This window comes from Phycisphaeraceae bacterium, assembly GCA_019636675.1.
Taxonomy (GTDB): domain Bacteria; phylum Planctomycetota; class Phycisphaerae; order Phycisphaerales; family UBA1924; genus JAHBXC01.
In genome coordinates this window covers 1,374,885-1,393,547 of sequence record JAHBXC010000001.1, presented here as the reverse complement: position 1 = coordinate 1,393,547, position 18,663 = coordinate 1,374,885, and the positions used below count along the sequence as shown (strand labels likewise).

Annotated in this window: 14 protein-coding genes; all 14 read left to right on the top strand. The window is 69.7% G+C overall.

The window, feature by feature from the left end:
* The first annotated feature begins 8 nt into the window (after positions 1-8).
* The 14 genes from gndA to KF684_05955 all read left to right on the top strand — a co-directional run bounded on the left by gndA (position 9) and on the right by KF684_05955 (position 18,661).
* Positions 9-1,535 carry an NADP-dependent phosphogluconate dehydrogenase gene (gene gndA, locus KF684_06020; GenBank protein ID MBX3352473.1) on the top strand — a complete coding sequence of 509 codons (1,527 nt, stop codon included), beginning with the start codon at positions 9-11 and terminating at the stop codon, positions 1,533-1,535.
* A gap of 351 nt (positions 1,536-1,886) precedes the next feature.
* Complete coding sequence (locus tag KF684_06015) at positions 1,887-2,321, top strand: helix-turn-helix transcriptional regulator (protein MBX3352472.1); 435 nt, start codon at positions 1,887-1,889, stop codon at positions 2,319-2,321.
* 441 nt (positions 2,322-2,762) lie between these two features.
* Positions 2,763-7,001 carry a hypothetical protein gene (locus tag KF684_06010; protein ID MBX3352471.1) on the top strand — a complete coding sequence of 1,413 codons (4,239 nt, stop codon included), beginning with the start codon at positions 2,763-2,765 and terminating at the stop codon, positions 6,999-7,001.
* A gap of 178 nt (positions 7,002-7,179) precedes the next feature.
* Positions 7,180-7,869, top strand: coding sequence for a dockerin type I repeat-containing protein (locus tag KF684_06005; GenBank protein ID MBX3352470.1), 690 nt, complete (start codon positions 7,180-7,182; stop codon positions 7,867-7,869).
* Positions 7,869-8,351: a type II secretion system protein gene (locus KF684_06000; protein MBX3352469.1), complete on the top strand. Its 483-nt coding sequence runs from the start codon at positions 7,869-7,871 to the stop codon at positions 8,349-8,351. The genes KF684_06005 and KF684_06000 overlap by 1 nt, the downstream gene beginning before the upstream one ends.
* A 143-nt stretch (positions 8,352-8,494) precedes the next feature.
* A complete protein-coding gene (gene gspG, locus KF684_05995) occupies positions 8,495-8,938 on the top strand; it encodes a type II secretion system major pseudopilin GspG (protein ID MBX3352468.1) in 444 nt (147 codons plus the stop codon).
* A 7-nt stretch (positions 8,939-8,945) separates the two neighbouring features.
* Complete coding sequence (locus KF684_05990; GenBank protein ID MBX3352467.1) at positions 8,946-10,712, top strand: type II/IV secretion system protein; 1,767 nt, start codon at positions 8,946-8,948, stop codon at positions 10,710-10,712.
* Positions 10,709-12,013 (top strand): type II secretion system F family protein, encoded by a 1,305-nt coding sequence (locus KF684_05985; protein MBX3352466.1) that lies wholly within the window; start codon positions 10,709-10,711, stop codon positions 12,011-12,013. The genes KF684_05990 and KF684_05985 overlap by 4 nt, the downstream gene beginning before the upstream one ends.
* A 48-nt stretch (positions 12,014-12,061) precedes the next feature.
* Positions 12,062-14,323 (top strand): hypothetical protein, encoded by a 2,262-nt coding sequence (locus KF684_05980; protein ID MBX3352465.1) that lies wholly within the window; start codon positions 12,062-12,064, stop codon positions 14,321-14,323.
* 17 nt (positions 14,324-14,340) lie between these two features.
* On the top strand, positions 14,341-14,796 hold the full coding sequence (locus tag KF684_05975) for a type II secretion system protein (protein ID MBX3352464.1): 456 nt from the start codon (positions 14,341-14,343) through the stop codon (positions 14,794-14,796).
* Positions 14,790-15,458, top strand: coding sequence for a hypothetical protein (locus KF684_05970; protein MBX3352463.1), 669 nt, complete (start codon positions 14,790-14,792; stop codon positions 15,456-15,458). The genes KF684_05975 and KF684_05970 overlap by 7 nt, the downstream gene beginning before the upstream one ends.
* Positions 15,428-16,606, top strand: coding sequence for a general secretion pathway protein GspK (locus tag KF684_05965; GenBank protein ID MBX3352462.1), 1,179 nt, complete (start codon positions 15,428-15,430; stop codon positions 16,604-16,606). The genes KF684_05970 and KF684_05965 overlap by 31 nt, the downstream gene beginning before the upstream one ends.
* A gap of 85 nt (positions 16,607-16,691) precedes the next feature.
* Complete coding sequence (locus KF684_05960) at positions 16,692-18,023, top strand: PilN domain-containing protein (protein ID MBX3352461.1); 1,332 nt, start codon at positions 16,692-16,694, stop codon at positions 18,021-18,023.
* Positions 18,020-18,661: a hypothetical protein gene (locus KF684_05955; GenBank protein ID MBX3352460.1), complete on the top strand. Its 642-nt coding sequence runs from the start codon at positions 18,020-18,022 to the stop codon at positions 18,659-18,661. The genes KF684_05960 and KF684_05955 overlap by 4 nt, the downstream gene beginning before the upstream one ends.
* The last annotated feature ends 2 nt before the right edge of the window (positions 18,662-18,663 follow it).

The following is an 18,663-nucleotide window of genomic DNA, read 5'->3' as shown; positions in this document are numbered from 1 at the left end:
GCGCACGGATGACGCAGCACGGCGGCGACGACACGGCCACCTGTCATGTCGGGATGATGGGTCTGGCGGTCATGGGCAAGAACCTGGCCCTGAACATGGCGGACCACGGGTTCCGCGTGGCCGCGTGGAACAGGACCCAGAGCGTCGCGGAGGAGTTCGCTATCGAGGCGGCGTCCAGCCCGGGGGGCGCGACGGCGGCGAAGGACGCGCGTCACTTTGTGAGGTTGCTGAAGAGGCCGCGGGTCGTAGCGATGCTCGTCAAGGCGGGCGAGGCGACGGACTGGACGATCGATCAGGTGAAGGACCTGCTCGAGCCCGGGGATGTGATCATCGACGGCGGCAACGCGCACTGGGAGGACACCAACCGGCGCGAGCGCGACCTGAAGGCGAGGGGCCTGCTCTTCGTGGGCAGCGGCGTGTCGGGCGGGGAACTCGGCGCGCGGTTCGGGCCCAGTCTGATGGCGGGGGGCGACGCGCAGGCGTGGGAGGCGATCCGGCCTATCTGGGAAGGCATTTCCGCGAAGGTCGACGCGAACGGGCGCGAGATGAAGGGCGCGGCGCCCGGGAAGCCGGTGGCGGGCGGCACGCCGTGCGCGGCGCATGTCGGGCCGGGCGGGGCGGGGCACTATGTGAAGATGGTGCACAACGGCATCGAGTACGCCGACATGCAGACCATCTGCGAGGCGTACGACCTGCTGCGGCGCGGCGCGATGCTCGAGCCGGGGGAGTTGTCGGGGATCTTCGCGGAGTGGAACCGGGGCGAACTCGAGAGTTTCCTGACCGAGATCACGGCGGACATCCTGCAGCAGAAAGACGCGCGCACCGGCAAGCCCTTCGTGGATGTGGTGCTGGATGCGGCGGGTCAGAAGGGCACGGGCAAGTGGACGGCGATCTCGGCCCTGGACCTGGGGGCGGCGGCGCCCACGATCGCGGAAGCGGTGTTCGCGCGAACGGTGAGTTCGATGGTGGACGAGCGCCGCGCCGCGAGCGCGATGATCGCCGGTCCGAGCGCGGATCACATGGAGCACGGCGACCGGGCGCGGGTCGTGAGCGATGCGCACGACGCGCTGCTGTGCGCGAAGATCGTGGCGTACGCGCAGGGGTTTGCGCTGATCGCGGCGGCGGGTCGCGAGCAGGGCTGGGCGCCGCGCATGGATCGGATCGCGAAGATCTGGCGAGGGGGGTGCATCATCCGTGCGCGGCTCCTGAGCCGGATCATGGCGGCGTACGAGCGTCGAGAGGACCTGCCTAACCTGCTGCTGGACCCGGAGATCGGCGCGATGGTGTCGAAGGCGCAGGCGGGGTGGAGGCGGACGGTGGCGCGTGCGGCGACGCTGGGCGTCCCGACGCCCACGCTGAGTTCGGCGCTGGCGTACTTCGACGGGTACCGGGCGGACCGCCTGCCGGCTAGTCTGCTGCAGGCGCAGCGGGACTATTTCGGCGCGCACACCTATGAGCGGGTGGACGAGCCGAGAGGAAAGCATTTTCATCTGGACTGGCCCGACGCGTCGCGTCCGGAGGTCGTGGTGGGGTGATTCGGGGTTTGTGAGAAGGCGGCGGGGTTTTTGTGGGGTTGTCCGGGTGCGGGGGGTGTGTGTACCCTCGTCATCGATGACGCTGAATCTGCGCGAGATTGGAACCAAAGGGCTTGCGTGCGCGGAAAGAGCGTCGTACCTTGTAACCCGTGGCCAGCAAGGGGCCACGGCATTAGGGGAGATACGACGCACATGACCCGAGCAGTAGGACGCGCCACAGCGCGGGGGACAACCCCGGGCTCGACGGCGGCCGCGCTGACTCAGCGGAACGCGGCCCGGAGCGAGAGCGCCGGCACGCGTGAAGCGGGCGAGTGCTGGTCACTCCGGTTGACACCCGAGGAGCGGCGCGCGTTGAGCGAAGAGCTCGACGCGCTGACCGACCGAGAGCGAGAGGTCGCGCTGGCGATCTGCGACGGCGGCTCGAACGAGGCGATCGCGGAGCGGATGTACATCGCGCTGCCGACGCTGCGGACCCACCTGATGCGGATCAACCAGAAGCTGGGGACCAAGGGGAAGGGGGATGTCGTCCGCCTGATGGTGGGGCGTCTCCTGGACTCGTACCGGGTCGGGCGGATCGCGCCCCCTCGCCCTCAGCCCGTGAACGGGCTGGCGACGAGGATGGCGGAGCCGAAGCCGGCGCCGGGTTTCGCGCGAGCGGCACCCGGTCGCGAGGGCGAGGCGTCCCCGAACGGAACCCCGACCCGCCCAGGGCTTGCCAGGCCGAAAATCATCGCTGCCGATGATGACAGTCGGGCGGAGTCAGCGACAATGGCGGGAAGTTTGTAGGCACTCCCTTGCGTTTGACGAAGGAGAGGCCGATAGTTCCCCGCTCTGCCGGGGCCCCGTGTTGTTGTGTAGCCGGTAACCGGCCAGTCCGGAAGGTCTTCGGGCCTCTCGGTTTGAAAGGTCCGGAAACCGGCGACGCGGAAATGTGAAGGGAAGCCGACAGGCCCGAGTGTGGGGGCCGGGCCAGGGAAGTCAGGCACTTGGCAGTGAGGAGAACTCGGAACAGCAGACAAGGGCGAGTCGGTCGAGCGTTCATCGACATGGCCGCAGAGCCCATCACCGTTTGACACGTGTGTGCACGCGTCGGGAAGGAAACCCCGATTCGGGCACTGGATCCATACCGAGCAGCGTGATCCTTTCGTTTCGAAGTAGAAGAAAGGAAACCACCGAATGAGGCGTCTCATGAATAATCGAACTCGTACCTTCGGGAAGAGCGTGGCGATGTCCGCTACCGCTCTCTTCCTCGCGGCCGGCGCGGCTTTCGCGGCCGACGTGCCCCTCAGCGTCCTGAACGCTGGTCCCTCCAGCGCGTCCATCCCCGGTCTGGCGGACGATCGCGTCGCCACCCTCGGCTTCCCGCGTCAGATCGTGGACCTCAACGTCCCGTACAACCTCGCGGCGAACCTGAACAACAACGCGCTGACCGTCGAGGACTCGTCTGACCCGACCGTCGGCGTGCGCAACCGCTCGCGCGCGTTCATCTCGTTCTTCGACACCAACGTGAACAACACCATCCTGCTTCAGGCCAACCTGAACTTCAACGCGGTGGTGGCTGACTCGTTCATCCTCTTCCTGAATCAGGCCGACGCGCAGAACATCACGACCCTCGGCCAGCTCGACGCCTTCGTCGGCAACGCCGCGTCGCAGTTCGTTCGTTACGACTTCGACAACGCCGCGTTCGGTCTCAACGCCGGCGACCTCGACGACAACCTCCTGAACGTCGGCGTCCCGATTCTCCCGGCCGATATTCTCGCCGCAACGCCGGACGCCGGTCCTGCCGCCCTGCTCAACCCCGGCGCCGCCGGCAACTTCGAGCTGGCGATCGTCGTGTTCGTCAACGGCGCCGACCGCGTCGCGACCGAGTACATCTGCGTCCGCAACGGCCCCGAGCTGGTCCGCCCGATCGCGGCCGCCTCGGTCGGTCCCATGATGAACGCGCAGGTTGACACGATCGTCGTGGTTGCCTCCGAGCAGCTCGTCGACGACAACGCGCTCAACCCGATGATGACCGACCCGGGCGCCCTCACCGGCGCGGACTTCCGCGTCCGTCTGAACGGCGCCGGCCCGGCCGTCCTGCTCACCGACTTCCTCGCGAACAACCTGAACGTCGCGAACAGCATCGCTGGCTTCGCCATCAGCGGCGACACCAACGAGGTCATCGAGATCGCCCTCAACGCGACCGCCGCCGACGCGGGCGACATCACCCTGATCCGCGCGTCCACCATCGGCTTCACCGCCGGCGGCACGGGCGGCCAGGTCTTCTCGTTCGCCGGTGAGTTCGCCAACGGCAGCACCGCGATCTTCCAGCCCATGAGCCTCCCCGCGCCGATCACCTTCGGCGTGACCGAGCTCCTCCAGGGCACCGGCCAGACCGGCTTCGGCAACGGCGGCACGGAGATCTGGACCGCTCTGAACTTCTCCGACGCCGTCACCAGCGTCGGCGACAACAACCAGTTCGAACTGGTCAACGCGGCCGGCCAGGTCATCGCGACCAGCAACCTTGTCCAGAACACCCTGCCCTCCAACGCGCAGGTTCTGGGCATCGACGACGCCAACCTCGACGGCACCACCGGCGACAACGTCATCGACGTCGCCGCGACCCGCCTGTTCGCTCGCTTCACGCTGGCCGACGGCGACGACGCGATCAACAGCGACGGCACCTGGTCCGACGACGGCCAGGACGACATCAACAACCGCGCGACCCGCTCGGCGATCACCGTCCGCATGGTCGACGGCTTCGTCGGCAACGTCGCCACCAACGCCATCGGCGGCGCGCTCGACCCCGACTCCAGCAGCACCCTGGGCGACCGCGCCCGTCCCTTCGCGATCGGGTTCCTGACCCGCGCCGGCGACACCGGGGACTTCTGCGAGTTCGTCGACTCTCTCGACGTGATCTTCGACGAGACGGTCCAGACCAACGCCAACACCGGCTCGTTCTCCTTCTTCGGCTATCGCAGCGGCGAGACCATCTCTGACCTCACCACCGGCCTGGGTGCCGGCCTGTCGATCCCCACGATCGACATCGTCACCACCGCGACGGTCAACGATCGTCGCCTGACCCCCTCGTCGCTCGCGCTTCGCACCTCGTTCGCGAGCAACGACACCGCCCGCGCCAACGCCCCGGCGGTCCCCGTCGACGGCACGGCCAACGACGGCTCCACCAGCATCCTCACCGGCACCGGTGACGAGGGCTACATCTTCGCGCACCGTCGCGGCGCGGTCTCCGACGCCAACGGCCGCGGCGCCGTCGCGCTCGGCACGTTCAACATGGCCAACGAGCTCACCGGTGGCTTCGTGACCGTCCAGGACGGCGCTGCCCCGGCCCTCATGGCCGCCAACGTCGTCGGCGACGAGATCTCCGCCGGCTTCAGCGAGGACGTCAACCTGGCGTTCCCGAACACCGGCGAGGCCGAGTCCTACTTCTTCATCATGGAGAACACCTCGGTCGGTCGTCGCGTGAACCTCAGCGGCGCTGACATCGACTTCGTCAACAACAACATCATCGGCATCGAAGACGTCTTCGGTCTCGACAGCGACTTCGCGCTCGACCCCGGCTACCTGCTGTCGGTCTTCAACCCCGGCTTCCCGATCACGGACAACGCCGGCAATCGCGTTGACCCCAACATCGCGAAGACCAAGATGGTCCTCATCACCCCGCCCGCCGCGGGCTTCAAGCCCGACGGCGTCGCGCTCGTCGATGACGCGAACGACAAGGTCATCGAGATCCTCCTCAAGGTCACCGGTCCCGTCGAGCTCAGCTCTGGCGGCACCCTGACCGCTCTCGCGGATCGCTTCTACATCCGCGGCGACGACTTCGGCACCGACAACGGCGAGTCCCTCACCCTCGGCAACCTGCTCGAGGACATCGAGATCTCCGACGAGCCCGATTCCGACGGCTGCTACACCGTGACCCTCTTCCTCATGGACGGCATGCCGTTCCCGCAGGAGGACTTCTACGTCCAGTACGTCGACACGAACGATCAGTCGTCCCCGGCCGCTTCGTTCCTCGTCACCCCGACCGACAACGGCGAGCTCGAAATCGCCAGCGCGTCGATCTACGTCAGCGTTCTGCGTCCCCCGGTCGTCGAGGGCGTGAACGACAACCGTGACGGCAACCCCCTCACCATGACCATCGTCGGTTCGCTGAACCTCAATGGTCGCAACGCGCTCGGCTCGACCGTCACCGCGTACATCTGGAACGCCAACTCGGGCGTCGGCACCGCGTCCTTCGTCTACAAGGGCGTCGTCCACACCCTCCAGCTCGACGGCGTCGCCAACGGCGAGGTCCGCTACTTCCACCCCCAGCTCCTCGGGTCCGGCATCGGCTCCGTTGAGCCCATGGGCATCCTCAACCGCAAGCCCGAGCTCGACATCACCGCCACGGTGATCCTCGAGCAGAACGGCCAGGACGTCGAGACTCTGGTCTACCAGGAGCTCAACAACCTCGGCGTTCCCGCCGTCATCCGTCCGATCCAGGTCACTTTCCGCACCGACCCGACCTGCCCCGGTCGCTTCACCTTCACGGGCCCCGGCATCACCAACGGCCGCGTGACCTACCCCGGTGGCTTCACCAGCATCGGCTCGACCGTCGTGACCTCCCCGGTCCTCGCCGGCCAGCCCGCTGAGATCGGCGCCCGCCCCTACACCCTCCACACCCGCGGCGCCAAGTCCTACAACGGTCGCCCCGTCGTGATCGTGGTCGAGCCCGAGGACTTCTTCGCCCCCGGCGCTGACTGCTTCCTCGCCAACAACTTCGTCGCCAACCGCCTCACCTTCACCAGCGACATCAACCGCACGGGCGCCAACGCCACCCCGCGCACCTTCAACATCAACCGTGGCCAGATCACTCGCATGGACCTCGACGACTACGAGTTCGGCGACTGGGCGATCCTCCCCGTCCTGACCAACCAGGGCGACTTCGGCGCTGCCGGCAACCTCCCCAACCGCGTCTCCTCCGGCAACACCCCGGTCACCACCACCGCCACCTTCCCCACGGGCACCGACGCCCGCGGCGCGTTCGTGGTCCTCAACGGCGGCTGCACCCCCGAGCTGCTCAGCATCAGCACCGCTCTGGCGATCGATAACCGCGGCGTGTACTGCGGCGACATCTGCCTCCTCAACCGCGTCGCCAGCGGCTACGCCTACGCCGTCGAGGCCGGTAACCTCAACGGTCGCACCTGGTACACCTTCGGGCCCCGCTTCACCAGCGGCCAGAACCTGTCGGTCGTGACCAACAACACCAACGGCGGCTGGAACCTGCTCGCCAACCTCCGCAACGCCCCGATCACCCCGACTTCGGCTTCCACCGGCTTCGGCGGCACGATCAACATCACCATGAACGACGCCAACGGCGTTCGTATCTGGGCTAACGGCTTCACCGAGTTCAACGATCTCTCTTCCATCGGGACCAACGAGGGCGTCCTCGTCTTCACCCCGACCAACTTCGTCTCGACTCCCTGAGTCGGTCTGAAGCACTCGTCTGAATCCAAGGGCGGGCGTCGGAAGGCGCCCGCCCTTCTTTCTTTTCCCCGGTTCTCCTCGGGCGCGACGACGCGGCGCGTCCCGGCGCGAGGTATGATCTACCACGACGGTCGCGAAGGCCCGTCGCACCTGGGCGAACCCGCCCGTGGAGTCGACCATGACCCATGGACCGATTCAGAAGCTTGTTGTCCGGCTCGCGGCGCCGCTGATCGCGCTCATGCTCTTCGCGACCCCTGCGCTCGGGCAAGAGTTCTTCATGATCTTCAACGGTCGCGTGAGCGGGGCGAACAACATCAACGCCGCCGCTGGCGACCGCGTCGTGGCGCTGATCGACGGCCAGACCTTCTCGGCGCAGACCGACGCCGCCGGCCTTTTCCAGGGGCTGACGGTGATCCGGACCAGCAACAACCCAGACCCGGTGCGTTTCGAGTTGCGCAAGGGATCGACTCGGTACTCGCTCGTGCTCGCCGCCGGCGATACCTCGCCCCTCACGGTGCCCTATGAGGGCTCGCCTAACCCGCTAGGCGCCGCGTTCAGCCCGACCACGGTGAACGCCTTCGTGGGCCCGCGCGCCACGGGAAGCGGGACCGACGGAGGCGGAGGCGGCGATGGCGACGGCGCCGACGGCGATTCGGCCGATGTCGACGGCGACGGCATGATCACGGTCAACGACGCCCGTCTCGTTCTGCGGTTCATCGTCGGAGACCGACGCGGCGTGACCGACGCCGCCCGCTTCGATGTCAACGGCGACGGCATCGTGAACACCGACGACGTCGTGGTGATCCTCCGTCGCGAGGGCGAAGAGGCGATCGTCCCGCCGCCGTCCGAGGGCGAAGAGGGCTCGTGATGCCCGGCTGCCCGGTCGTCCGAGGCGCCCGGCGCGGGTTCACGCTCCTCGAGCTCACGCTCGTTCTGGCGATCCTTGCCGTCGCGGCGCTCGTGGTCGGGCCGTCGCTGGTGCGATCGAGCACGCTGGGCGAGCGGCGCGAAGTCCGCAACGACGTGACGCAGCTTCTTCGCGACGCCCGGCTCGACGCGACGCGTTCCGGCCAGCCGGTCGAGGTCCGCTGGGTCCCGTCGGAGCGCCGACTCTCGTCGACGAGCGAGCGCGCCCGCCCGGTGACGCTGCCCGCGCGATGGACGGTGACTCCCGACGGCGCGCCCCTCGGGGCGCCCGACCCGGGTGCGGCCCAGGGCCCGATCGCGCCCTCGACGCTCGTGGTCTTCAGCCCCTCGGGGCTGGCGAGCCGGTCGGCGTGGAGGGTCAGAGGCCCGTCGGGCGAGGTCCGCGTGCGAACGGACGCGATCGACGGGCTGCGCGTGGAGTGAGCGGGCTTTCACCGGGTGAAGGCCGTATATTGACCATGGAATCACGCGGGCGCACGGTCGCCCGCCGGACAATCGGGCGGCTCTGGGCGGGCGTTGCCTGCAGACCGGGGAGAGCCGCACGCGAACAAGAGGGACCTGACGCGATGGACCGCCGCAGACGCAAAGCGTTCACGCTTCTCGAACTGATCGTGGTGCTCGGCATCATCTCGCTGCTGGCGGTGCTGATCGCGCCGCGCGTGGTGGGTCGACTGGGAGAGGCCAAGCCGGTCGTGACGCGCCAGCAGGTGCAGAGCACGGCGCAGGCGCTGGACCTGTTCCGCATCGACGTCGGTCGCTACCCGACGACCGAGGAGGGCCTGCGCGCGCTGCTCGAGCGCCCGAGCGGGGTCGAGGAGTCGAAGTGGAAGGGGCCCTACCTCGCGCGGAAGTCGATGCCCAAGGACGGCTGGGGGCGCGAGCTGCGCTACCGCTCTCCGGCGCAGAGCGAGCGCGCGCGCGACATCCCCTTCGAGGTCTACTCGCTCGGCAGCGACGATCAGCCGGGCGGGCAGGACGACAACGCCGACATCTTCCACTGGGACGAGTGACGCACCCATGACCTCTGCGCCCAGCGCCGCGACATCCAGAGCGGTCGAGGTCCTCGCGAGCGAGCGGGGCGCGCGCACCAACGACACCCCCATGACACCCGACGCGATCGATCGCGCCATCCTCGACGACCTCATCGCGCGCCGGCGCATCAGCGCCGAAGACGGCGAGCGCCTGCTCGAGCTGCACCGCGCGCAGGGGCAGCGCCTCGCTCGTCTGCTGGTGACGGCGGGGCTGATCTCGTGGGAGCAGCTGCGCGACCAGCTCGCCGAGCGCCTGTCGCTGCGCGTCTGGCAGTTCCCGACCTCGCCCGAGGACCTGGACAAGCAGGCCGCCGGCGCGCTGCCCCCGGCGTTCCTGCGCTTCAACCAGGTCTTGCCGGTCGCGATCACCGACGAGCGCGTCACGCTCGCGATGGCGCTGCCCCCCGACGAGGCGCTGGTCGAGAGCGTGAGCCAGGCGTCGATGCGCGAGGTGGAGGTCGTCTGCGCGACGGCGGCGGAGATCGAGAGCGCGCTCGACGCGGTGCTCGCCGATATCGAGGCGCAGGAAGAGCAGTCGTCCGAGGATGTGCGCGTGCTCGACGCCGACACGCTGCGCGACCTCGCGTCCGAAGCGCCGGTGATCCAGTTCCTCTCGTCGGCGCTCGATCGCGCCGTCTCGCTGGGCGCCAGCGACATCCACTTCGAGCGCCTCGAGCGGCGCACGCGCCTGCGATACCGCGTCGACGGCGAGCTGCTCGATGTCGATTCGCCCCCGGCCTCGCTGTACGCCGGCATCGTCTCGCGCATCAAGATCATGGCGAAACTCGACGTCGGCGAGCGACGCCTCCCCCAGGACGGGCGCATCCAGATGCACGCCGGCGGTCGCTCGATCGACCTTCGCATCAGCGTGCTGCCCTCCATGCACGGCGAGGACGTGGTGCTGCGCATCCTCGATCGCGGAGCGGTGCAGCTGGACCTCGACATCCTCGGCCTCTCCGAGGCGCAGCGGGCGCGGTTCCGCGAGCTGATCCACACGCCCGAGGGCATGCTGCTGCTGACCGGCCCCACCGGATCGGGCAAGACCACCACGCTCTACTCGGCGCTGCGAGAGGTCTGCCGCCCCGAACTCAAGGTCGTGACGGTCGAAGACCCGGTCGAGTACCACCTCGACGGCGTGAATCAGATCCAGGTGAAGAGCGAGATCGGGCTCGACTTCGCGCGCTGCCTTCGATCGATCCTCCGTCACGACCCCGATGTCATCATGGTGGGCGAGATCCGCGACAAAGAGACCGCCGCGATGGCGGTCCAGAGCGCGCTGACAGGCCACCTGGTGCTGAGCACGCTGCACACCAACTCCGCGGCGGCGACCTTCGCGCGACTGATCAACATGGGCGTCGAGGACTACCTCATCGCGTCGGCGGTGATCGGCGTCATGGCGCAGCGCCTCGTGCGCAAGGTGTGCCAGGAGTGCAAGGAGCCCTACCAGCCCGACGCGGCGATCCGCGAGAAGCACGGGCTGGACGCCGACGCGAGGTTCTACCGCGGCGCCGGCTGCCGCGCCTGCCTGAACACCGGGTACCGGGGGCGCACCGTGGTGGGCGAGCTGCTCGTCGTCGACGAGGCGATCCAGCGCGCGATGCTCGACGGCAGGAGCAGCGGCGAGATCCATCGCGTCGCGGTCGAGCGCGGCATGACGACGCTGTGGGGCCACGCGATCGAGAAGGTTCTCCTGGGCGAGACGACTTACGAGCAGGTGGTCGAGAGCATCCAGCAGACGGAAGGCGCCGCGTGAGCGCGATCTCGTCCAGAGCGGGGACGCGCACGCGCGCGCAGGGCGGTTCGTTCGTGTACCGGGGGATGCGCCCCGGCGAGGGCGTGACGACCGGCGAGGTCACGGCGACCGACGAGCATTCGGCCCGCAAGGCGCTGCGCGATCGCGGCGTGGTGGTGCTCGACCTGCGCCCGGCGGGCGGGCGAGCGCGGCGGGCCGGCGCCGGGTCGGACGGGCCGGTCGCCGCGAAGCGCGGGCTGTTCGCGAGGTCGCCCGGGCAGCGTGCGTCGTGGCGCCGTGTTCGCGCCGAGGTCTTTGCGCAGCTGTCCCTGCTGATCGAGGCGGGCATGGCGCTCGATTCGGCGCTCAAGAACGTGGTGCCGATCGCGAAGCGTCCCGACGACCTGGCGTCGCTGGAGAAGCTGGCGACGGACGTGCGCGAGGGCCGGTCGCTCGCCGAGGCGATGCGAGACCAGCCGGGGCGATACGACGAGTCGCACGTGGGGCTGACGCAGGCCGGGCAGGACGCCGGCAAACTCCCGGAGGTGCTGCGCCGGCTCAACGAGCAGGAAGAGCGCGCCGAGCGCCTGCGCGACCAGCTCATCTCGAGTCTGATGTACCCCTCGATCCTGCTGTTCGTGCTGGTGCTGACCGTCGCGGCGATCGTGAGCTTCGTGGTCCCCCGGATCTCGGCGATGTTCGACGAGATGGACATCGAGATGCCGGTCTTCTCGCGCGTGGTCATCGGCATCGCGCGGTTCGCGGCGGATTACGGGGTGTTCTTCCTCGTCGCGATGCTGCTGGGATCGATCTACGCACGGGTGCAGTGGCGCAAGCCCGACACCCGGCGCGCGATGGAGCGCCGGATCATGTCGATCGGGCTGATCGGCCCGATGTGGTGGAAGCACCAGGCGGCGATGTTCAGCGGGTCGATGTCGATGATGCTCCGCTCCGGCCTGCCCATGCTCAAGTCGCTCGAGATCGCCCGGAGCGCGTGGTCGAGTCTGGAGATGCGTTCCCGTCTCGACGCGGTCTCGTCGGACCTGCGCGAGGGGTCGCGCCTGAGCGACGCGGCGGGGCGCCACGGGCTGCTGCCCGACCGGACCGACCGTCTCGTCGCGGTGGGGGAGGAGTCGGGCAACCTGCCGGAGGTCTTCGACCGGATGGCGGAATCGTTCGAGGGCGAGGTGTCCTCGCGCCTGAAGCGTGCTTTGACGCTCGTGGAGCCGGTCGCTATCGTCGCGGTCGGCCTGTTGGCGGGAACGCTCGTCATAGCGCTCCTGCTCGCGGTTTTCAGCATGAACGACATGCGGATGAGCTGATCGCGCCGGAGGATCCGGCGCGTCCCGCCAGAGGTTGGAGAGCCAGACATGACACGGGCACATCGCCGGTTGAATCGCGCAGCGTCCTTCGTGGCAGTCTCTGGGTGCTGCGCCGCGCTGGTCGCGTGCTCTGCCGACAAGCAGGCGAAGGCGCCGGAAGAGGTCGCGCCCCCCCGGGCCGGGCTCGTCGACGGGCGCCTGCCGGGCTCGGGGTTCGCGTTCGATCCGGCCGCCGCCGTCCGTTCTCCCGATATGGAGCTGCGCGGGGCCGATCGTCAGCTCGCGGAGCGCCAGCGCGTCGCGCCGGTGGATCTGTCGATCCCCGGCTCGGCGCGGACGCCCGGGGCCGATGTCGCGGTGGGCGCGATCCCCGTGCAGCGCGACCTCGACGTGACGCTGAACTTCAAGGCCGCCCCGATGCAGGAGGTGCTGCGCGAGATCTTCGAGAACGTGCTGCGCCTGGACTACGCGATCTCGCCGGCGCTCAAGGACGAGCCAATGTCGTTCCTGCTCGAGGGTCGCATCGGGTACGAGGAGCTGTTCCGGACGATCGACTCCGTCCTGCGCATGCACGGCGCCGCGCTGCAGGTCTCGGGCGGGCTGGTGCAGGTGCTCCCGACCGAGCAGGCGAAGCGAGGGACCGCCGGCCCCATCGTGCGCAACATCGGGCCGGACTCGCAGACGCCGCTGACGACGGCGACCTACATCGTGCCGCTGACGAACATCCGCCCGGCGGACGTGAAGAAGACGCTCGAGCCGCTGCTGACGGAGCGCGGGCAGATCATCGAAGGGCCGCCGAGCACCTCGCTCGTGCTGCTGGTGGAGTCTCCGGACAACGCGCCGCGCCTGGTGCAGCTGCTGCGTGAGCTGGACCAGCCGTTCTTCGCGCGTCGCGCGCTGCGTCTCTACACCCCGGTGCACATCAGCGCGACCGAGCTGGCCACCGAGATGACGAGTTACGTGTCGCGGATGGGCGTGCAGACGGGCGCGCAGGACGCGCAGTTCGCCGCCGCCGCCCTCACGCGATCGGGCCAGGTGCTCGTCGCGACGACGCTGCCCTCGATCCTCCCGGCGGTCGACGACTGGTTCGGGAAGCTGGACGTCGCGCTCGATTCGGAGCGCACGCGTCTGTATGTCTATCGCGCGCAGCAGCTCGACGCCGAGACCCTCAGCCAGGCGGTGCTCGCGTCGTTCAGCGTGCTCGAGGAGGACGCGCCCACGATCGTCGTGGTGAACCCCGGCGGCGTGAGCGGCGGGCTGTCCTCGCTGCTGGACTCCGGCCCGGCGCAGCAGACGACGACCGCGCCGACCACGGGGCGCGGGACCACCGGCGGCGCGACCGGGCAGCGTCAGCAGACCGGCGCCGGGTCCGGCTCGCGCGGCGGCGGCGGGTTCGGCACGACCGGCGACAAGGGCCAGCTCATCATCCGCGCCAAGCCCGATGTCTACAAGGAAGTCCGCGAGCTGCTCGACGTCCTCGACGGCCCGCCCCGTCAGGTGTACCTGCAGGTCGTCATCGCCGAGGTCACGATCTCGGGCGACGTGCAGTTCGGCATCGAGCTGTTCACGCAGCAGAGCGTGGGCGATTACGACATCGAGCTGCGCTCGGCGAACAACCTCGTCGAGGCGGCGACGGGCTCGTTCTTCGCGATCGGCAAAAACGCCTTCGCGCTCATCGAGGCGGCGCAGAGCAAGGGCGATGTCCGCGTGCTGGACGCGCCGTACATCTTCACGGTGTCGGGCCAGTCCGCGAACCTTGAGGTGGGCGTCGACCAGCCGATCATCACCCAGTTCATCCGGGGCGGCGTCGACGCCGTCGACCCGACGCGCCAGAGCAACCAGGTCGAGTACCGGCAGACCGGCGTGGTGCTCAACGTGAAGGCGATCGTCAACGACCGCGCCGAGGTGATCCTCGACATCCGCCAGGAGGTTTCGAGCGTCGAGCAGCCGCGCGTGAGCGCGGCGATCCAGAGCCCGGCGTTCCCCAACCGCATCCTGCAGACCCAGGTGGTCGTCCCCAACGGGCGAACGGTGGTCCTGGGCGGCACGCGCAACGAGAACGACTCGCTGCAGCGCAGCAAAACGCCCCTCCTGGCCGAGATCCCCCTGCTGGGGCTGGCGTTCCAGGGCAAGGACGTCCAGCGCCAGCAGTCGGAACTGGTGATCCTGATCACCCCGACGATCGTCATCCAACCCGCTGACGCGGTCCGGATGAGCCAGGAGATCCTCGCGAACGTGGTGAACCTCGGCCGGATCGACGCCCTGCTGACCCCCGGCGAAATCAACGAGAACGAACTGCTCTGGCGTTGAGGCGTAGGATTCGGGCGGTGATGCAGGACCCAAGGTCCATCGTGGTCCCGTGGCGCGCGGCGCGCGCCGTGACGCTGCTCGAGGTGCTCGTCGCGCTGGTGATCGCCGTCGCCGGGCTCTCGGTCGCGATCGGCTCGATCGCCCAGAGCCAGCGAGCGTCGGCTGTGACCGAGCGGGCGGCGCGCGAGCTGGCCCTGGCTCGCACGATCATCGAAGAGGCCTTTCTGGGGGTCCTGCCCGAGGAGCTGATCGCCGAATCCCGCGGCGCGTCGACCGTGTGGCGCGGCGCAGGGCCCGACGGGCTCGCGTGGGAGGCCGAGATCCTCGTCACCCTCAACGCCGGCTTCAACGCGCGCGCCGCCCAGCGCGACGAGGGGCTCGGCCAGGTCGGCGGTTTCGGCGCCGGACAGATGCCCGTCGAAATGATCACGGTGCGCGTGGGCGGCGTCGAGCTGAGGACCACGCGATGGTGACCCGGCGCGCCCGAGCGGGCCTCACGATCCTCGAGATGATGGTCGCCATCGCGCTGGCCACGATGGTGGTGCTCATCGTGGGCGGCGCGTTCCAGCTCGTCGTGATGCGCTACGCCGACGACACCGGCTCTCGCGGCGAGGGCGAACGCTCCGAACGCGTGCGCTCCGTCCTGCTCTCGCAGGTCGCCTGGCTCGAACTCGAGCCCGATCACACGGCGCGGATGTTCAGGGGCGCGCCCAACTCGCTCGAGTTCCGGACGCTGGTGGGCGCCGACGACCCGCACCTGCGACGCTCGACCGCGGTGCGGTATCTCATCGAGCCCGTCGCCGACGCGCCGCCCTCGCAGCGCCTCGTCTATCGCGAGCGCGGCATGCGCCCGGAGGACCTCGACCGCGAGGACCATACCGGCGAGCCGGCGGGCGTCTCCGAGGCGCGCGCCTCGGTGATCGTGGACGCGCTGCGAGAGAGCAGCCGCGGCGCGGTCCTCATCGCGGGCGCGAAGTCGATCCGCTTCGAGTACCTGCGCCTCAACGCCGGCGAGGCGACCTGGCTCCCGGCGTGGACGGAGCCCAACTCGGTCCCGCGCGCGGTGCGCGTCACCTTCGAAGAACACTCAGGGGAGGTGCGTCGATGGGTTCTTCCCGTCATGGCTACGTTCTGATCGCGGTGCTCTGGTCGCTCGCGCTTATCGGCGCAGTCGCGGCGGCCTACGGGCTCGCGACGCGCACCATGGTCTCGCAGGCCAGCGCCGATATCGAGCGCGCCCAGGCGCACTACGCGGCGCGCGGCGCGTGCATCCAGGCGGTCAAGGACCTGTCCATCGGCGTCCGGCGCGCCCAGCTCAGTCTCGGCGCGACCCAGCTCGCGCGCAGCGAGAACATCCGCGTCGACAACCAGTCGGGCGGCGTGCAGGTCGGCAACCTCCCGGTCTTCCCGGCCGAGATGGCGGCGGCGGGCGGGTTCCTCGGCGCGATCGCGCAGCGCCTCGAGGGCATCCAGGGCGGCCAGCCCTCACAGCAGGCGCAGGGGCAGCCCGCACAGGGTTCTGGCGCTGGCGACCTCGCCGGCACGGGCGTCAACCAGCCCGCCGGCGAGGGCTCCGGCGCCGAGTCCCAGCCGGCGCCGCTGATCGCGACGGGCTACGGCACGATGATCCTGCACGGCACCCGGGTCGAGGTGTGGCTCGAGAGCGAGACGGGCAAGCTGAACATCAACACCTCGCCGCGCGTCATGATCGAGTCGCTGATCGCCCAGCTGGCGATCGAACCGGCGCAGGCCCGCGCGATCGTCGACGAGATCGAGGACTACCGCGTGGCCCGGCTGGCCCCCAACGACCCGCGCCGTCGCGGCAAGCGGGAGCGTCTCGCCCACGAGCCCCTCGAGGGGCGCCAGTTCGCGTCGATCGAGGAGCTGTCCAACATCGCGTCCCTCGACGGGGCGATGCGCGACCGGCTCATGGAGACGATGACGGTCTACGCGTCCGGCGCGATCGACCCGAATTACGCCCCGATCGAGGTTCTTCACGCGATCGGCCTGCTCGACACTCGGTCGATCGAGATGATCCTCGACGCGCGGGCGGTCGGAGCGCAGGTGACGCCCGAGTCGCTGCGCCAGAGCATGGGAACCGCGCTGTACTCTCGGGCGTCCCGGTGGTTCACGTTCAACGCGCCCCCGGTCTTCACGGCCCGGACCCGGGCGACGGTCGGCGAAACCACGGCGCGGTACCTGATCCGCGTCGCGCCGGCCGGGGGCGAGGCGGGGCAGGCCGGCGTCACCCGGCTGCTAGAATCTCGCGAGGATTGGCTGTGAATCGCCCCGCGAGGCGTCCGCTCGTCGGAACCGACGCGTGCGAGCAGGCGCCGCCCCAGACCACGATACGGAGTGACTCGTCGCGTTGAACCCGCTCTCGAAAAGATCCATCGTCGGGCTCTGCGTCGTGGGCGACGACCTTGTCGTCGTGGATGCTTCGGCGCGCGGCGACCAGATCCGCTGGACCGCCCGGCGCGTCCAGGGCTTCCTCAGCGAGTCGGCACAGGGGGGCGCCGGGGGCGCCGGGGGTTCCGGGGGCGCCGAAGCGATCGCGACCGAGGGCAAGGCGACCGGCGTGACGCTCGTCTGGCCTTCGCACCGGACGCTGCGTCGGGATGTGGCTCTGGGGGAACAGACTCTCGACGAGCTGCGCGCGGCGGTGTCCGAAACGCCCGACGCGTTCTTCCCCGTCTCGCGCGACGAGGCGCTGCTCTGGGACGCCCACGAGTACACCGACGCCGACGGCGTGCGCCGGGCCATCCTGTGCGCCGTGCGCCTGCGCGACATCGAGCCGGTGCTCGATCGTCTCGGGTCGGCCGGGCTGACGCTCGGGCGCATCGTCCCCAGCGCCGCGTCGTGGAGCGCGCTTCGCTACGCGTTCGACGAGATCCCATCTCGCGTGCTCGAGCGCGCCAGCGGCGGGTGGTCGATCGCCGAGTACGAGGGCGTGCGATGGACGGGCCTGCGCGCCGGTTTCGGCGCCCCGCCGCCAGACGCGAACGACGCCGACGCGATGTGCGACTGGTCCGCGACGCCGCAGGGCGTGGGCGAGTCGAGCGCGTTCCACCCCGGTTCGATGCACGCGGAGCACGCGGCCCTCGGGGCGGCGATGCTCGACCTTGCGCGCATCGACGCGCAGGACGGCGCGTCGATGCCCACGATCGACCTGCTGCGCGCGCGCCCGAAGCGCCGGTTCCGGCTCGGCGCGCTGGGCTGGTGCGGCGTGGCCGCCGCGGCGCTCGTGCTTTCGCTGCTGACGCTCAACGACGTGAGCGAGGCGCGAGCCACCGAGCGGGCGCGTGTGCTCGCGGCCGAGGTTGATCGCCTGCGACCGGGGGTCGAGCGCGTCGAGGCGCTGCGCGCACGCAACGACGCGCTGGTTCAGGCGCACAACCGGCTCGTGGGCATTGAATCGAACTACCGCCCGATGGCGCGCACGCTCGAAGAGCTCACGCGCGTCACGCCGGCTTCGTCGTCGTTCGACCGGATCAGCTTCGCCGACAGCGGGTTGAGCGTCCGGGCGATCTCGACGGCGACCGCCGACCTGATGGGCGCGATCGAGGGTTCGCCCCTGTTCGTGCGCGTGCTGCCGATGGGCGGGCGCAGCGTCGCGCCAGGCGGGGTCGAGACCGTCGATCTGGGCTTCAACTTCGAGACGCCCCCTCCCTTCGCGTCGGACGCAGGGGGGACGCCGTGATCACCGCCGAGTCGCTGCGGGCCAAGCTGCCGGCTGTCCTTCGCCCGTTCACGCGCGGCGTGTGGCCCTTCGTGTGGGTCGGCGTTGTCGCAGTCGGCGCGCTGGCGGTGTTCGGCGCCCAGACCTATGACCGCGCCGCGTCGGCGCGCGAGCGGGCGCACACCCAGGAACGCCTCGTCGCGTCGATGCGCACCCTGATCGCTTCGGAGCCCAACGAGCTCCACCGGGCCGAGACGCTCGCGTCGTGGCTGAGCTCCGGCGCCCCGGCGCGCGTGCAGGCCCCCAGCGTCGAGATCGGTCTCACGCGCCTGCGCGAGCGAATCCAGGCGATCGCGTCGTCCTCGGGCGAGGGCGTGCGCGTGCTCCCGGAGCGCGGCGTCACGATCCAGCGAGAGGTGCTCGTCGAGTCGCTGGGCGAGGGTCGTTCGGTGCATCTCGTGCGCGTCCCCATCGAGATCGAGTCCCCGACCATCGAGGGCGTTGCGCGATTCATCGAGCAGATCGAGCGCGTCGACACCCTCTGGCTGCGCCCCGGCAACGCGGAGCTGCAGAGGCGCCAAGGGCGCCGAGGCGACAGCGCGGAGCTGCGCATCACCGCGGCGTGGGCGATCATCGAAGTCACCCCGGAGGGCGCCTGACC